We start from the raw sequence: 14,395 nt of genomic DNA, 5'->3' as shown, positions 1-14,395 counted from the left end.
GGGTCAGGATTTCTAAACTAAAAACCACCGAACGCCCGGCGCCCTTTAAACTCCACCGAGTTTTCACACGGTCTGGATCGTTTTTGAACACTTCGAGAAAGGGGCAGGGGAGGCGGGCATTCGTTGATCCGCGTTGCAGCTTCAGAACTGCTGTATGTCACTGCGTTTGCCTACCTAGGAAAGCAGTATGACCTTTTGGTCCGACAAAAGGTCAAAATGACGTTTTTTCTTGACACTCACGGGCTGCCATCGGGATCGGCGATTGCGGTTACCACGATCACCACACCTCTTTGTAAAGCATCCCTGCGAATGCGCGCTCAGCAGGAGTTCATGCTGGCCAGACTTCTGCCCGGCGGCCACCATAAACAGAGGTCATTGCATGAACCTGAGATAGGGGATACCCCTATACCTATGAGCCATACATCCCATCATCAGGCCAAGTTGTTGGCCCGTGTCCGCCGCCTGAAAGGGCAGATCGAAGCGGTCGAACGGTCACTGGAAACCGGCGCCCCGTGCGGCGACCTGCTGAACTTGGTAGCGTCCATCCGCGGCGCAGTCGGTGGCCTGACGGCCGAGCTGATCGAGGATCATATCCGTGAACATGTGTCGGACCCTGACAAGGACGCCGATCCCGATCGCGCACAGGCTTCAGGCGAACTGATTTCCGTCATCAGGACGTATCTAAAATGAGCCTCGACGCCGCACGCTTTGCCACGCCCCATGACCATGTCTATCTAGGCAGCAATCACGCCCGGAATGAAAAGCGCACCTGGCTGGTCATCGCGATTACGGCGGCCATGATGGTCATCGAAATCACCGCCGGAAGTATCTACGGTTCGATGGCACTGGTTGCGGATGGTTGGCATATGTCGACCCACGCCGGGGCTATGCTGATCGCCGCACTGGCCTACCGCTATGCCCGCCGTAATGTTGCCAACACGCGTTTCAGCTTTGGCACGGGCAAAATGGGCGATCTGGCGGGCTTTGCCAGTGCCGTCGTGCTTGCCCTTGTGGCTTTGCTGATTGGCTGGGAAAGCCTGATGCGGCTCTACAGCCCCGTGGCGATCGACTTTCGGCAGGCCATAGTCGTGGCCGTGATCGGTCTGGGGGTCAACCTAGTCTGTGCATGGCTCCTGCGTGACGATCACTCCCATCATCACGGTCATGCCCATGATCATGGGCATAGCCACGATCTCGAACATGCCCACGCGACTGACAACAATCTCCGGGCAGCTTATCTGCACGTTCTTGCCGACGCCCTGACCTCCGTCCTTGCGATCGCCGCACTGACCTTGGGCAGTCTCTACAGCTGGAATTGGCTCGACCCTGCCATGGGGATTGTCGGCGGATTGGTCATCGCTCGGTGGTCCTGGGGCTTGATCCGCGACACGGGGCGGGTACTTCTGGATTACATTCCCTCCGACGAAGACCTGCCGGACGAGATCCGCGCCGCCGTGGAAACAGACGCAGACAAGGTCACCGACCTTCATGTCTGGCAGCTGGGCCCGGGACAACACGCGGCCATTGTTGTTATTCAGTCGGCATCACCGCTGCATCTTTCGGACTACAGAGCCAAGCTGGCTCACATCCAAGACCTATCGCACATGACCATCGAAATAGAGGGGCCGTCGCCTCCGTCAGCATTATCAGGTTATCAAGCTCTGTGACCAAAGACAGTGTATACGGTCGTTATAGCTGAGGCACCGCCACAGAGTGAACTGCCGCTGAGATCGGGGCGCCGTATGCTTTCTGAGCGACCTCGCCGTCGGCAGAAAGGTACGGGACGACCTGAAAAGTTGCTAATGCGAGCAACGGGTTTTCTGGCACTCCGATAATCCACTAGCTGCGTGCGTGCGGATCGCAAGAAAACCGCTCGCTTTTCTGACAGCGCCTTAACCTCTCGGTCCCTGGCCTGACCACTTCTACTGACGCACCTTGGTTGACCTTAACCTTGGCCATCATCACGCAGCCATCGGACGCTGATAACTTATCCACAATTTTCGGGGGTAACATTGGGTATAAAAGCAATAATTTTATACGCTACAATGCCTTCCGTCTCATTCTTGAAGCTGCATTCCACACTGCTGAGCCAGATGAGGCCAATCATGTCTTGATCCTCCTATGTCATTGTGTATCTCATATGAGATACACAGGAGGCTTGAATGCCCACTCATACCTCGATGCTGCATGTCCGTGTGGACGATCATCTCAAGGCACAGGCCAGTAGCGCACTGGCAGGTGTAGGCCTGACCCTATCAGACGCAGTCCGTATCCTGCTGACCCGTGTGGCGGCTGAAGGGGGTCTGCCGGCCGGTCTGACTGCAAATCCTGAAAGCTATGATAGCTGGTTCCGGGCGAAGGTGCAGGAAGCGCTGACAGACACCCGGCCTGGCGTTCCACATGACCAGGTCATGCGTGACACCCGGGCCTTGATCGACGGCAAACGGGGTGCCTGAACTCGAATGGAAAGCCTTCGCGGTTGCCGACCTCATGGCAATTGTCGACTATATCTCGGATGACAATCCTGATGCTGCTCTTGCTCTGATGGAGGAAATTCAGAGGAAGGTTGCGCAACTTCCAATGCATCCCAAGCGGTGCCGGTCAGGACGCGTTCAGGGAACACGTGAGCTGGTCGTTCGCCCGAACTACATTGTCATCTATGCTGAGACGCCGTCTGTCGTGACGATCCTTCGCGTGCTTCATGCCGCGCAGATGTGGCCCTGATAAGCGATCGGCTGAAAGACGAGGGAGGGCGCCGGCTCAGCGGCAGTGCCCCGGTCAGATCCATTCCGGTCACGGCAATGCGATCATCTTGTCGTGGATTTTTCGGCAGCATGCCGCTAAGTCGATCGTCATGAAGACCTATCTGCGGGCCCTGTTTCTTGTCGCCTTCACCGTCTTTGCGGTTGGATCGATGATGCCCGCGCCGGCGACTGCCGCGTCAGCGCCCGATGACGGCATGATGGCAATGGCACATCTCGGCATGTCCGATTGCCTAGATTGCAGCGACAAGGGTGACATTGGAACGGCGGGCTGCAATCTGATCTGTACGGCGGGGGGCTTCGTCCCGGTTCCTGAATTCCAGACCTCTGATCTCAGACAGGCTCGGCGTCTCCTGAGGCGGCAGGCTGCCGATGTCATTTTCAGCGATCTGCATTGGCTGCCGCTTCGAAGCCCTCCACGCTCCTTCATCTGATTTGACTTCCGCTTGGCAGGCGACGCGTGCGCACAAGGTTTTGCCCCCTTGAGTTCGCTCACTGCCAGGACTGCTGAATTCCTTTAGCTCGGCAGTCCCGTTTCAAATCCAGATAGTCAGGTGTCCAATGCAGCAAAGTTTGCATGCAGCTTTACACACTCAGTTTTTCCCTGAGATTTCTGCCGTCAATGCGGCTTGCGAAGAATGGCGTGACCACCCTCTTTGTAGGGAAACGGCATGACAATGATGAATAGCCCCATGGCGGGCACGATGATGCTGGGCTGCGGACTCTTTGCGCTTCTTGTCCTGGCCATCCTGGTCCTGGGCATCGCTGCCCTTCTCAAGTACCTGCGAGGGACGGCATGAGATCACGGGTCTTGATGCTCGCCGGCCTGTCATTTGCCGGTGTGGCGGCCGTGGCGGCTTTTGCACAGGTTAATCGGTCCGAAACCGCGGACGCTATTTTTCTCGGCGTCCCCGTCACGGCACAAGAAATCGCGCAAGGAAACGAACTCTACGCGCAAAATTGCGCGTCATGCCACGGCCCGGATCTGGAAGGTCAGCCCGACTGGAAACGTCCGCTGGAGAACGGGCGCATGCCGGCACCGCCCCATGACGAAACGGGGCATACATGGCACCACTCCGACAATCAGCTGTTCACACTGACCAAGCTGGGGATCAGTGGTGTCGTGCCTGGCTATGAGAGCGACATGCCGGCCTTCGAGGGCGTTCTGACGGATGCAGAAATCCGCGCCACCCTGGCCTACATCAAAAGCACATGGCCCAAGCGCCAATACGAGTATCAGGCCGAGGTCTCCGACCGTGAGGGACCGAAAGAATGATCGCAGCAAAACCCACAAGCCAATCGGCGGCACTTGGCCGCCTTTTCTGGGAGGATCGGCGTTGAACCTCATCACCCGTCGCTTCGTGTTATGTGCCGCCGCCGCCGTAACCGCACTGCCAGCATTTGGGCAGCTGCCTGACGTTTCCACCGCCATTCATGTCGTGGAGGGCAGGGGGTGCGAATGCTGTCGGCAATGGACACAGCACCTTCAGAATGCCGGCTTTCAGGTCACGAGTGAGGAGCGTTTCGGCACGCTTCTCATGCAGCACAAGATCGACCTCGGCGTTCCCATCGACCTGACGTCTTGTCACACCGGGTCGGTCGAGGGCTATTTCGTGGAAGGACATGTCCCAGCCACAGATATCCGCAAACTGCTTCAAGAGCGTCCCGACGCCCTTGGCCTGGCCGTTCCGGGCATGCCCTATGGCAGCCCCGGAATGGGCCCGGAAAGCCGCCGTGAGGCTTATGATGTTCTGCTCGTGCTCAAGGACGGAAGCCACACAATCTTTAACCGATACGCCGCTGCGCCGGCCTGAAGCATGATCTCCAAGGAGCCCTCTCTATGATGACCTTTAATCGTCGACATGCGTCGCTGGCCATGCTCGCATCCCTTGCTGCATGCGGATCGTCAGGGCCCAGCTCGGCTCCTGCACCGCAATTCAAGCGATACTCCGGCCCGCCGGTAACACAGGTGGCTGTCTACAAGGGCCAACGCCGGATGCACCTGCTGAACGGGCAGACTGTATTGCGATCCTATGATTTTGGGCTGGGCAACCAGCCGGTCGGTCACAAGCAGTTTGAAGGCGACGGAAAGACGCCCGAGGGGCTGTATTTCATCGACCGCTTCAATCCGCGCAGCAGATATCACCTGTCTGTCGGCATTTCCTACCCCAACGATCAGAACAAGGCTTACGCCGCACAGTTCGGTCGAAGTGCGGGGAGCGACATCATGTTCCACGGGCGGGGTCCGGAAGGAAACGCACTCGCACCACGCAACCGCGATTGGACAGCCGGATGCCTCGCCCTCACCGATCAGGAAATCGAGGATGTCTACGCCATGCTGCAGCCGGGAGTCCCAGTGATGCTTTATGCATAGGGCTTTGAATGATCACGTTCGAGCAACGGCAACAGATGACCGAGGCGGTAACATTCCTGCGCAACGCGCTGGAAATTCATTGATGTCTAACTTTTACCCTATTAGACAACACCTATGATCCACGTCCTGCGCCAGCTTGCTATGATCTTCATCGTGACTTTGGTCTCGATGGGCGTCACTGCATCCGCTGGAAACGCGTCGATGGATCTGAAATGCGACATGATGTTGACGGCCGCGTCCGCCGGTGGGTGGGACGATCATACCAAGCACCTCACAGGTGACAGTTCAGATCACTCATTCCAGAACACTGTCGTCGTCGAAGATCATGTTCATAACGAAGACACGTCTTCCGAAGGACATGGCTCGCATTGCAAGGCCCATGCCTGCCCGGTTACGGCATTTCTGAGTTCCAGTGATATGGCCCAGGCCTTTCTGATGAGCCAGACGATCGAAGCCGTTCGCACGGCTCCGCTGGTGGAGTTGACAGTTTCCGAAGGACTGCGCCGCCCTCCGCGGGCCTGATCCGAACGTTGCAAGCCGACGCCCGAACGGGCCGCGGCGACCATCCTTCTGATCTAAAAGCGGATTCATCACATGAAACTTCTGTTTGCGGCTGCGATGCCGCTCGTTGCGGCGGCTTGCGCCCCGCTGGCGCCTTTGGATACGTCATCCGGGCTTGTCATGGTCGCCGATACCGCATCGCCGGTCTCGACCCTGCAAGCCGGCCCTGCCATCACCTATCGAAGCCGCAGCGTTCAGGAGCCAGGTAACTGGACCGATCTGAACAATGCCCAAGGCCCAGGTGTCGAATGAAGACGGCATTGGGACTATCGATGGGCGCGCTGCTGCTGCTGACGGCCTGCGCGGATACGGCGACCATGAGCAAGGCCCGCGGCGAGCGGGCAGGGTTCGAGACTGTTGCCGGGATCTCCCGGCAGGCGACGGGGGCAGAGGCGGCCTGGCTTCAGACCCCGGCTGAACGGCAGGCTCATGCACAACGTGTGCGCGCCATCGTTCAGGGGAAGACGATCAGTGCTGAACAGGCCGTGCAGGTGGCGCTTCTGAACAACCCCGGCCTGCAGGCCAGTTATGCTGACCTGGGCATGTCTGCGGCAGACCTGTGGGAGACAGCTCTCGGGCCGGTACCAAGCGTCGGCATCTCTGTGTCGGGTCTGGTCAGCGGTGATGTCACCCGGTCCGTGGAAGGCACGGTGGCGTCCTCAATTCTGGACATGGTCACGAAGAAATCCCGGACGCGGGCAGCCGATCTGGAATTCCGTCAGGCTCAACTGGCCGCCGCGGGCGAAACCCTGGCGCTGGCCCATGAAACCCGCCGGACCTGGATCGAGGCCGTCGGCGCGTTCGAGGCCGCCGGACTCGTCGGTCAAGCCCAAGGTGCTGCGGATGCGGCATCCGAGTTGGCCGCGCAGCTTGGCGAAACAGGCGCGCTGAGCCGTGCCGATCAGGCACGGGAACATGTGTTCAATGCAGAATTGGCAGCCGAACGAGCTGAGGCAAGGCTGGAAGCACAGATTGCGAAAGAGAAGCTGGTTCGCCTGCTAGGCCTGTGGGGCACCGATACCGATTTTTATGTTCCCGACAGCCTACCAGGACTGCCAGGTAGCGTACCGAACCGTGCCAATATCGAACGGATGGCGCTGGAAAACCGTGTCGATCTGGCTGCGGGTCGGTTGGAGTTGGAGGCCGTGGCCGCGCGCTACAAACTCAATGGCCAGACCCGCATGCTGTCCGACGCAGAAATCTCTGCCGGCGCGGAAATCGAGCGTGAAGACGGAGAGAACGAACGCTCGCCCATCGTCGACGTCGCGTTCAGCATTCCGGTTTACGACACCAGCGGCCTGATCTCCCGCCGCGGTAAGCTGGAATACCTGCGCTCGGCCAACGGGCTGGCGCAGTCGGCGATCAATGCCAGGTCGGAGGCGCGGTCGGCCTACACGGCTGTCACGGGAAAGCATCAGATCGCCCTGCACTGGCGCGACCAGGTCCTGCCCCTGCGCCGGGAAATCGATGAGCAGGCGCTGCTGAGCTACAACGGCATGCTCACCTCCACCTTCGAACTTCTGAACGACGCCCGCGAAGGTCTTGAATCCCAACTGAGCGCTGCCGAGGCCAAGCGGGACTATTGGCTGGCCGAGGCAGATGCCACCGCCGCGATCTGGGGTGGCGCAAGTGACAATGGAGAGGACGAATGATGAATCGTCGGCAATTGATGGGCGCGGGCATCGGGGCAGGGGCTGCGGCCCTGACCGTCAATATGGGCCAGGCAGAAACGCGGTTTCGCGATCTACCCGAAGCCGCCAGCACCGACAGCCCCTATACCCAAGTCCCGCCGCGCCCGACCACCGGATTAGAGTACAACCCCGTCGTGACCCTGAACGGCTGGTCGCTGCCCTATCGGATGAACGGAAACGTCAAAGAATTCCACCTTGTCGCCGAGCCGGTCGAACGGGTCATGGCTGACGGGATGATTGCGCGCCTGTGGGGCTATAACGGCCAGTCCACCGGCCCCACGATCGAGGCGATCGAGGGGGAACGGGTCCGCATCTATGTGACCAACCGCCTGCCCGAACACACCTCGGTTCACTGGCATGGCCTGATCCTGCCGTCCGGGATGGATGGTGTGTCGGGTCTCAGCCATCCCGGTATCCCCTCGGGCAAAACCTTCGTCTACGAGTTCGATCTCGTGAAGTCCGGGACATTCATGTACCACCCCCATGCCGACGAGATGGTCCAGATGGCCATGGGCATGATGGGGTTGTTCATCGTGCATCCGCGCGACCCGGCCTTCATGCCGGTGGATCGGGACTTCGCATTCCTACTGGCTGCCTATGACATTGATCCGGGCACCTATATCCCCCGCGTCGCCGAAATGACGAACTTCAATCTGTGGACGTTCAACAGTCGCATCTTCCCGGACATCGATCCCCTGGTGGTCAACCGGGGCGACAGGGTGCGCGTCCGGGTTGGTAACCTGACCATGACCAACCACCCCGTCCACATGCACGGCTATGATTTCGAAGTGACCTGCACCGATGGTGGTTGGGTCCGCCCGGAAGCTCGCTGGCCAGAAGTCAGCATCGATATTCCCGTGGGCGCGATGCGGGCCTACGAGTTCAACGCCGATCACTTGGGTGACTGGGCGATCCACTGTCACAAGTCTCACCACACCATGAACGCCATGGGGCACGAGTTGCCCACGATTATCGGCGCCAATAAGAGCCGTGTCACCGACATGGTCCGCCGGCACCAGCCTGGCTACATGCCGATGGGCACCGCCGGCATGGCGGATATGGGCGAGATGTCCATGGAAATCCCCGAGAACACGATCCCGATGATGACCGGTTGGGGTCCGCACGGTCCGTTAGAAATGGGCGGAATGTTCTCTGTCGTGAAGGTCCGCGAAGGCATCGCTCCTGACGACTACTCTGATCCGGGCTGGTATGAAAACCCCCCCGGTACGCAGGCCTGGGAGTGGACGGGCGAGTTGCCCGAACATGCCAGCAACTACAGCCCCGAGACCATCCTGACGCCGCCCGGTGGCAAGCGTTTGGGCTGATCTGAACTTGTCGAGCACCATAAAGGAAAACAGGATGAAATCGCTGATACTGATTACTGCAATCGCTCTCTCCCCAACTCTCGCGTTTGCGGCGGGAACCCACGCGGGCGGCCATGACGAATACGCTATGGGCGCGCCTGCCGAGGCTTCTGCAGGCGACATGAGAACTGTCGAAGTCACCATGCGGGAAACAGATGAGGGCACGATGATCTTCGAGCCTGCAGAGCTGTCGTTCGTGGATGGAGAGACTGTCCGCCTGGTTATCACCAATGCGGGCGAACTGGACCATGAGTTCGTCATGGACACGGTGGAAGCCAATGCTGAGCACAAGGAGCTGATGGCGCGGTTTCCCGAGATGGAACATGACGACCCGAATGCGGTCCGTCTTCAGCCTGGCGAGACCGGCGAGATCCTGTGGACCTTCGAGAACGCGGGCCAATACGAATTCGCCTGTCTAATGCTGGGCCATTACGAGTCCGGCATGCACGGCCTCCTGAACGTCACCAAATCCTGAACCGCGAGGACCTGACCATGAAACTGATCCATTTTACCGCTGCCGCGTTGATCATCATGTCCGGAGCTGCACTGGCCGACACCCACATCACCAACGGGACCGTCACCAAGATCGACACCCAGTGGAGCAAGGTGACCGTTGATCATGAGGAGCTGAAGAACCTGGATATGCCGGCCATGAAGATGGTCTTCCAGGTCGCAGAGCCGGAAATGCTCGATGACCTGAGCGAGGGGCAGAGCATCCGCTTTGCTGCCGATCGGGTCAAAGGCAAGCTGACCATCACTGAAATTCTGGAATGATCCGGAACATCGAACGTCGGAGAAAAAACAATGATCTCGTACAAAACTCTTATCGTCGCTGCTGTCGCTGCAAGCGGTCTCGCAACGCCGCTTTTTGCCCAGGATGCTGACTTCCAGATGCCTGAGCAATGCGCCATGGCAGCACCGGCTGAAGACATGCCCGCCGCTGGCGAGATGCCTGCAGGAGACGCCCCTGCCAACGGAATGCCTGCGGGCGAGATGCCGACGGGAGGTATGCCCGAAGCTTCTTCCCATCACGGCAACAATGCAGGCGGCATGGGTGCCATGATGGGTATGGGCGGCATGGATATGGAAACCATGCCCGAGCATGTTAAGGAGAACATGCGCCGCATGATGGTCACCATGCCCGCCATGCATGACGGCATGATGAACGAGGATGCCGACGTAGCGTTCGCTTGCGGGATGATTGCCCACCACCAGGGCGCCATCGACATGGCGGAAGTCCTTCTTGAGCATGGCGAGGACGAGCAGATGCGGGTCTTGGCGCAAGAAATCATCGATGCTCAGGTCGGTGAGATCGAGCAGATGACCACCTGGTTGGCTGAAAACGCCGACTGAGCCCACTTTGAGCCGCGCGGCATTGCCCGTGCGGCTCAAAGCCAGACATTTGCCTGGGCTCAGGTCGTGTCGCATCAAGGTACGGATGACATTCACAAAAGGGGAAAGTGCAGGTCTTGACCTTCCCATAGTAGGAAGCATCATATCTGGCTCATACCTATCACGGAGCTTAGTCCATGAACATTGGAGACGCATCTTTTCGTTCCGGCGTATCGGCCAAGATGATCCGCTATTACGAGCAGATCGGGTTGATCCCAGCAGCTGCGCGCACTGCCGCCGGGTATCGCGATTATGCCGATGCTGACGTCCACATGCTGCGGTTCATCGCACGGGCGCGGGATCTCGGTTTTCCGATTAGCGAGATCACTGAACTGCTGGATCTGTGGCGCAATACCGATCGGCGCAGCGCTGATGTGAAAGCATTGGCGCAAGCTCGGGTTCAGGACCTACGGCAGAAGATCATGCACCTGAAGGAAATGGCCGATACCCTGGAAGAACTGGCCCGATGCTGTGCAGGTGACGATCGCCCGGACTGCCCCATCCTGCAGAACCTGGAGACGCGGTCAGATCCGACGCAGGCCAACCGCAGACGCCGGATGCAAAAGCCCATGACGATCAAAGAAAGACTTACATCATGATCAACAGACGTCTCTTTATCGGAACGATGGCAGCGGCTCTGGCACCGGCAAGCTCTGTCCTCAGCGCCCTGCCAACACCGGGAAATACCACGATTGCGGTGGTTCGATCGCCTGATTGCGGCTGCTGCGGCGCTTGGATCGATCATTTGCGCGAAGCCGGCTTTACGGTTGAGGAAACGCTGTCTGACGATGTTGACGCCTTCAAGGATGAGAACGCAGTTCCTCAGGCACTCCGGTCCTGCCACACCGCCCTCGTGGAGGGCTATGTGATCGAAGGCCATGTTCCTGCCGAGGCTATCCAAAAGCTCTTGGCAGAGCGCCCTCAGGCTATCGGCCTGGCGGTTCCTGGAATGCCAATCGGATCGCCCGGCATGGAAATGGGCGATCAGACGGAGCCTTTTGACGTCATCCTCTGGAACGCATCCGGCACGGACGTCTTCGCACGTTTTTGAGGGCTGCTATGGCAGCGCGTAGGTCAGCATGTAGCCAATCTGGAAACGAAATCTGATCTCCAAAGAGGATCACTTGGTGTCAGGCCCTTCCTTCCGAAAGGGCCTTTGGCATTCAGTCCCTTATGCCGGTGCGAAGCCGGCATTGGTCAGAACAGTAACAAGCTGCTCGCGCGGAGCGGTCGAAGTGACACTGACCGTATGTGTTGCGGGATCGGCTTTCACATCTGCGGACGGATCAACGGACTGGATGGCTTTTGTGACGCCGCGCGCACAACCGCCGCAAGTCATGGTTTCAATGTGGAACTGCATAGGGACCTCCTTTGAGCACTAGTCTCACGGGATTTGAAATAGGGATTCCAACGTTGGTAAGGTCAATACAGAAGCGTGTTATTATTTTTTAGCTTTGACGCTTGACCCTCCCATGATGGGAACACCTATTTGGGTCAACGGAGCAAGCTTCAGAAGGTGATCCGTCATGAACGTCAGCGTCAAGAATATGCAGCCTGACCCGCAATCGAAAGTCGTCCTTGATATCGAGGGGATGACCTGCGCGTCCTGTGTGGGACGAGTGGAAAGGGCGCTGAAAGCGGTGCCGCGAGTCGAGACGGCGTCGGTCAACCTCGCCACAGAGCGGGCCGAGATCACCGGTCTCGCTCTTGACCGAGCAGCGCTGGTCAAGGCTGTCGAGACTGTCGGCTACGATGTCCGCTCCCCGGCGATCGACTTAGCGATTGAAGGGATGACCTGCGCCTCCTGTGTCTCCCGAGTGGAACGCGCCCTGAAATCCGTACCGGGCGTGACAGGGGCTACGGTCAACCTGGCTACCGAACGGGCGCATGTCATCGGTTCGGCCGATCCCGCAGATCTGATCAGCGCAATTGACGGTGTCGGCTATGAGGCGCGGATCGGTGTCTCGGCCTCGGCAGTTTCTGATGCGGCTACGGATCGGAAGGCTGCTGAGGAAGCAGCCTTGAAGCGTAACCTGTGGATAGCCGCTGCGCTGACGTTGCCCGTCTTCCTGCTTGAGATGGGCTCGCACCTGTTCACTTGGGTGCATATGGCGGTGATGAACACCATCGGCATGCAGAACAGCTGGTATCTGCAGTTCGCCCTGACCACGGCGGTGCTGCTCGGCCCCGGGCGGCGGTTCTACACCAAAGGATTTCCCGCGCTGGCCCGGCTGGCACCGGACATGAACAGCCTGGTCGCGGTCGGCACATCGGCCGCCTATGGCTACTCGCTGGTTGCCACCTTCGCTCCCGCCCTGCTGCCCGCGGGCACCGTGAATGTCTATTACGAGGCGGCGGCGGTCATCGTCACCCTGATCCTGCTGGGTCGGTATCTTGAGGCCCGCGCCAAGGGCCGGACCTCCGAGGCGATCAAGCGGCTTGTCGGTCTGCAGGCCAAGACGGCCCGCGTGGTCCGTGTGGAGACGGCAATTGAAGTGCCGATTGCCGACGTGCGGCCGGGGGACCTCATCGAGGTCCGTCCAGGCGAGCGGGTGCCGGTCGATGGCGACGTGATCGATGGCACCAGCTGGATCGATGAGAGCATGATTTCAGGCGAGCCCCTGCCGGTGGAAAAGACCATCGGCCACGCTGTCACCGGCGGCACCGTCAACCAGACCGGGGCCTTCACCTTTCGCGCCACTGCTGTCGGCGACGCCACCATGCTGGCCCAGATCATCCGCATGGTCGAGGCCGCGCAGGGCGGCAAGCTGCCGATCCAAACGTTGGTAGACCGGGTGACGATGTGGTTCGTGCCCGCGGTGATGGTCCTAGCGACGCTGACCTTTGCCGTCTGGCTGATCTTCGGCCCTGAACCTGCACTGACCTTTGGACTCGTAAATGCCGTGGCGGTGCTGATCATCGCCTGCCCCTGCGCGATGGGCCTTGCGACACCGACCTCGATCATGGTCGGCACCGGGCGGGGCGCAGAGCTGGGGATTCTGTTCCGGAAGGGAGAGGCGTTGCAGGCCCTTCAGGACGTTCGCGTCGTGGCCTTTGACAAGACCGGAACGCTGACCGAAGGGCGCCCCCGGCTGACCGACCTAAACCTCGCCCCTGGATTTGACCGCTCTCCCGTGCTGGCAGCTGTTGCCGCCGTGGAGGCGAAGTCCGAACACCCGATTGCGCGCGCCATTGTTACGGCGGCTACGGAAGAGGGCCTTACACTGCCCGTTGTGACGGGGTTCACGTCGCTGACCGGTTTTGGCGTCCAGGCGAAGGCAGGAACTGAAAAGGTCGAGATCGGCGCTGACCGCTTCATGAGCAAACTGGGTCTGGACGTAGCGCCCTTTGCCGAGATTGCGGCGCGGCTGGCCGATCAGGGAAAGTCCCCGCTTTACGCAGCCATTGATGGCCGTCTGGCCGCGGTCCTGGCTGTGGCTGATCCGATCAAGGAGACGACGCCGCAGGCCATCCGCGCCCTGCATGCCTTGGGCCTGAAGGTCGCCATGATCACCGGCGACAACGCCCGCACCGCGCAGGCCATCGCGCGCCATCTGGGTATCGACGAGGTCGTGGCCGAGGTGCTGCCCGACGGAAAGGTGGCGGCAGTCAAGCGTCTTCAGGCACTAGGCTCCGTCGCTTATGTTGGCGACGGTATCAACGACGCGCCGGCCTTGGCCGAAGCCGATGTCGGAATTGCCGTCGGCACGGGCACCGATATCGCGATCGAGGCGGCCGATGTGGTGCTGATGACCGGCCGTCTGACCGCGGTGTCGGACGCGATCGCGCTCTCCAAGGCTACGATGCGCAACATCCGGCAAAACCTGTTCTGGGCCTTTGCCTACAACGCCGCCCTGATCCCGGTGGCCGCGGGCATACTGTGGCCGAGCTTTGGCATCCTTCTGTCACCGGTCTTCGCGGCCGGGGCCATGGCGCTGTCGTCCGTCTTTGTCCTTGGAAATGCCCTTCGGCTGAAGCGTTATTCACCTGGAGTGTTGCATGAAGTCTGAAAACCTCTAAAGAGCGGCGCCTTCCAGAGGCCCGGGTCTTTGCCAATATGATCCGCAGCTATGGGCGACCCCCCTGATCTTGCTGGCCGGTAGCCCCGGCATTCGCCATGCGCTTCAACGTGACCGTGCTACGATGCTTAACTCATGGCGCTCTTACTGCGTCAACCTCACGGACCCACCGGCCATCGCCTGTGCAGATCGTCGATTACCAAGGGGTGGTGATGCCGCCCCATTCCTCCAT

At 59.7% G+C, this 14,395-nt stretch carries 20 protein-coding genes; 19 read left to right on the top strand and 1 reads right to left on the bottom strand.

The window, feature by feature from the left end:
• The first annotated feature begins 123 nt into the window (after window positions 1-123).
• From FHD67_RS21245 to FHD67_RS18720, 18 genes are all read left to right on the top strand, one after another.
• Complete coding sequence (locus FHD67_RS21245) at window positions 124-690, top strand: metal/formaldehyde-sensitive transcriptional repressor (RefSeq protein ID WP_425467283.1); 567 nt, start codon at window positions 124-126, stop codon at window positions 688-690.
• On the top strand, window positions 687-1,667 hold the full coding sequence (dmeF, locus tag FHD67_RS18790) for a CDF family Co(II)/Ni(II) efflux transporter DmeF (protein ID WP_139599661.1): 981 nt from the start codon (window positions 687-689) through the stop codon (window positions 1,665-1,667). The genes FHD67_RS21245 and dmeF overlap by 4 nt, the downstream gene beginning before the upstream one ends.
• A gap of 495 nt (window positions 1,668-2,162) precedes the next feature.
• A complete protein-coding gene (relB, locus tag FHD67_RS18785) occupies window positions 2,163-2,456 on the top strand; it encodes a type II toxin-antitoxin system RelB family antitoxin (protein ID WP_139599660.1) in 294 nt (97 codons plus the stop codon).
• Complete coding sequence (locus tag FHD67_RS18780) at window positions 2,449-2,724, top strand: type II toxin-antitoxin system RelE/ParE family toxin (RefSeq protein WP_139599659.1); 276 nt, start codon at window positions 2,449-2,451, stop codon at window positions 2,722-2,724. Before relB ends, FHD67_RS18780 begins: the two co-directional genes overlap by 8 nt.
• 130 nt (window positions 2,725-2,854) lie before the next feature.
• Complete coding sequence (locus tag FHD67_RS18775) at window positions 2,855-3,196, top strand: hypothetical protein (protein ID WP_139599658.1); 342 nt, start codon at window positions 2,855-2,857, stop codon at window positions 3,194-3,196.
• A 237-nt stretch (window positions 3,197-3,433) separates the two neighbouring features.
• Complete coding sequence (locus FHD67_RS21110; protein WP_281282464.1) at window positions 3,434-3,562, top strand: hypothetical protein; 129 nt, start codon at window positions 3,434-3,436, stop codon at window positions 3,560-3,562.
• Window positions 3,559-4,038 carry a c-type cytochrome gene (locus FHD67_RS18770; RefSeq protein WP_139599657.1) on the top strand — a complete coding sequence of 160 codons (480 nt, stop codon included), beginning with the start codon at window positions 3,559-3,561 and terminating at the stop codon, window positions 4,036-4,038. Before FHD67_RS21110 ends, FHD67_RS18770 begins: the two co-directional genes overlap by 4 nt.
• A gap of 61 nt (window positions 4,039-4,099) precedes the next feature.
• Window positions 4,100-4,576, top strand: coding sequence for a DUF411 domain-containing protein (locus FHD67_RS18765; protein WP_425467282.1), 477 nt, complete (start codon window positions 4,100-4,102; stop codon window positions 4,574-4,576).
• Window positions 4,577-4,602: 26 nt separating this feature from the next.
• On the top strand, window positions 4,603-5,136 hold the full coding sequence (locus FHD67_RS18760; protein WP_425467281.1) for a L,D-transpeptidase family protein: 534 nt from the start codon (window positions 4,603-4,605) through the stop codon (window positions 5,134-5,136).
• 114 nt (window positions 5,137-5,250) lie between these two features.
• A complete protein-coding gene (locus tag FHD67_RS18755; RefSeq protein WP_139599655.1) occupies window positions 5,251-5,658 on the top strand; it encodes a hypothetical protein in 408 nt (135 codons plus the stop codon).
• Window positions 5,659-5,730: 72 nt separating this feature from the next.
• The gene (locus FHD67_RS18750; protein ID WP_139599654.1) at window positions 5,731-5,949 is read left to right on the top strand and encodes a hypothetical protein; all 219 of its coding nucleotides are present in this window, start codon (window positions 5,731-5,733) and stop codon (window positions 5,947-5,949) included.
• A complete protein-coding gene (locus FHD67_RS18745; RefSeq protein ID WP_246071350.1) occupies window positions 5,946-7,349 on the top strand; it encodes a TolC family protein in 1,404 nt (467 codons plus the stop codon). The genes FHD67_RS18750 and FHD67_RS18745 overlap by 4 nt, the downstream gene beginning before the upstream one ends.
• Window positions 7,346-8,713, top strand: coding sequence for a multicopper oxidase family protein (locus FHD67_RS18740; protein WP_139599653.1), 1,368 nt, complete (start codon window positions 7,346-7,348; stop codon window positions 8,711-8,713). The genes FHD67_RS18745 and FHD67_RS18740 overlap by 4 nt, the downstream gene beginning before the upstream one ends.
• A 34-nt stretch (window positions 8,714-8,747) precedes the next feature.
• Window positions 8,748-9,227: a cupredoxin domain-containing protein gene (locus tag FHD67_RS20610; protein WP_176695210.1), complete on the top strand. Its 480-nt coding sequence runs from the start codon at window positions 8,748-8,750 to the stop codon at window positions 9,225-9,227.
• A 17-nt stretch (window positions 9,228-9,244) separates the two neighbouring features.
• Entirely contained in the window at window positions 9,245-9,526 is a 282-nt protein-coding gene (locus FHD67_RS20605; protein ID WP_176695209.1) for a copper-binding protein, read from the top strand.
• Between the two features lie 30 nt (window positions 9,527-9,556).
• Window positions 9,557-10,105, top strand: a complete 549-nt coding sequence (gene copM / locus FHD67_RS21105; protein ID WP_139599652.1) for a CopM family metallochaperone — start codon at window positions 9,557-9,559, stop codon at window positions 10,103-10,105.
• A 176-nt stretch (window positions 10,106-10,281) separates the two neighbouring features.
• Entirely contained in the window at window positions 10,282-10,743 is a 462-nt protein-coding gene (gene cueR / locus FHD67_RS18725) for a Cu(I)-responsive transcriptional regulator (RefSeq protein WP_139599651.1), read from the top strand.
• Window positions 10,740-11,195: a DUF411 domain-containing protein gene (locus FHD67_RS18720; RefSeq protein WP_176695208.1), complete on the top strand. Its 456-nt coding sequence runs from the start codon at window positions 10,740-10,742 to the stop codon at window positions 11,193-11,195. Before cueR ends, FHD67_RS18720 begins: the two co-directional genes overlap by 4 nt.
• Window positions 11,196-11,315: 120 nt before the next feature.
• On the opposite strand, the gene FHD67_RS18715 is transcribed toward FHD67_RS18720, so the two are convergent.
• Complete coding sequence (locus FHD67_RS18715) at window positions 11,316-11,504, bottom strand: heavy-metal-associated domain-containing protein (protein WP_139599650.1); 189 nt, start codon at window positions 11,502-11,504, stop codon at window positions 11,316-11,318.
• A 166-nt stretch (window positions 11,505-11,670) separates the two neighbouring features.
• Here FHD67_RS18715 and FHD67_RS18710 point away from each other — a divergent pair, with 166 nt between their 5' ends.
• Window positions 11,671-14,154 carry a heavy metal translocating P-type ATPase gene (locus FHD67_RS18710; RefSeq protein WP_139599649.1) on the top strand — a complete coding sequence of 828 codons (2,484 nt, stop codon included), beginning with the start codon at window positions 11,671-11,673 and terminating at the stop codon, window positions 14,152-14,154.
• Window positions 14,155-14,395: the final 241 nt, after the last annotated feature.

The sequence above is a fragment of the Paracoccus haeundaensis genome (genome assembly GCF_006239215.1).
GTDB classification, from domain to species: domain Bacteria; phylum Pseudomonadota; class Alphaproteobacteria; order Rhodobacterales; family Rhodobacteraceae; genus Paracoccus; species Paracoccus marcusii.
Note: the sequence above shows the minus strand (reverse complement) of the source record. Positions and strands in the feature narration are given on the sequence as shown.

Excerpts from the sequence above, each read along its gene's own strand:
- FHD67_RS20605 (WP_176695209.1), top strand. The coding sequence starts at position 9,245 with ATGAAACTGATCCATTTTACCGCTGCCGCGTTGATCATCATGTCCGGA.
- cueR (WP_139599651.1), top strand. The coding sequence starts at position 10,282 with ATGAACATTGGAGACGCATCTTTTCGTTCCGGCGTATCGGCCAAGATG.
- FHD67_RS18710 (WP_139599649.1), top strand. The coding sequence starts at position 11,671 with ATGAACGTCAGCGTCAAGAATATGCAGCCTGACCCGCAATCGAAAGTC.
- FHD67_RS18770 (WP_139599657.1), top strand. The coding sequence starts at position 3,559 with ATGAGATCACGGGTCTTGATGCTCGCCGGCCTGTCATTTGCCGGTGTG.
- FHD67_RS18745 (WP_246071350.1), top strand. The coding sequence starts at position 5,946 with ATGAAGACGGCATTGGGACTATCGATGGGCGCGCTGCTGCTGCTGACG.
- FHD67_RS18715 (WP_139599650.1), bottom strand. The coding sequence starts at position 11,504 with ATGCAGTTCCACATTGAAACCATGACTTGCGGCGGTTGTGCGCGCGGC.
- FHD67_RS18720 (WP_176695208.1), top strand. The coding sequence starts at position 10,740 with ATGATCAACAGACGTCTCTTTATCGGAACGATGGCAGCGGCTCTGGCA.
- relB (WP_139599660.1), top strand. The coding sequence starts at position 2,163 with ATGCCCACTCATACCTCGATGCTGCATGTCCGTGTGGACGATCATCTC.
- FHD67_RS18740 (WP_139599653.1), top strand. The coding sequence starts at position 7,346 with ATGATGAATCGTCGGCAATTGATGGGCGCGGGCATCGGGGCAGGGGCT.
- FHD67_RS18760 (WP_425467281.1), top strand. The coding sequence starts at position 4,603 with ATGATGACCTTTAATCGTCGACATGCGTCGCTGGCCATGCTCGCATCC.
- copM (WP_139599652.1), top strand. The coding sequence starts at position 9,557 with ATGATCTCGTACAAAACTCTTATCGTCGCTGCTGTCGCTGCAAGCGGT.
- FHD67_RS20610 (WP_176695210.1), top strand. The coding sequence starts at position 8,748 with ATGAAATCGCTGATACTGATTACTGCAATCGCTCTCTCCCCAACTCTC.
- FHD67_RS18750 (WP_139599654.1), top strand. The coding sequence starts at position 5,731 with ATGAAACTTCTGTTTGCGGCTGCGATGCCGCTCGTTGCGGCGGCTTGC.
- dmeF (WP_139599661.1), top strand. The coding sequence starts at position 687 with ATGAGCCTCGACGCCGCACGCTTTGCCACGCCCCATGACCATGTCTAT.
- FHD67_RS18755 (WP_139599655.1), top strand. The coding sequence starts at position 5,251 with ATGATCCACGTCCTGCGCCAGCTTGCTATGATCTTCATCGTGACTTTG.
- FHD67_RS18775 (WP_139599658.1), top strand. The coding sequence starts at position 2,855 with ATGAAGACCTATCTGCGGGCCCTGTTTCTTGTCGCCTTCACCGTCTTT.
- FHD67_RS21110 (WP_281282464.1), top strand. The coding sequence starts at position 3,434 with ATGACAATGATGAATAGCCCCATGGCGGGCACGATGATGCTGGGCTGC.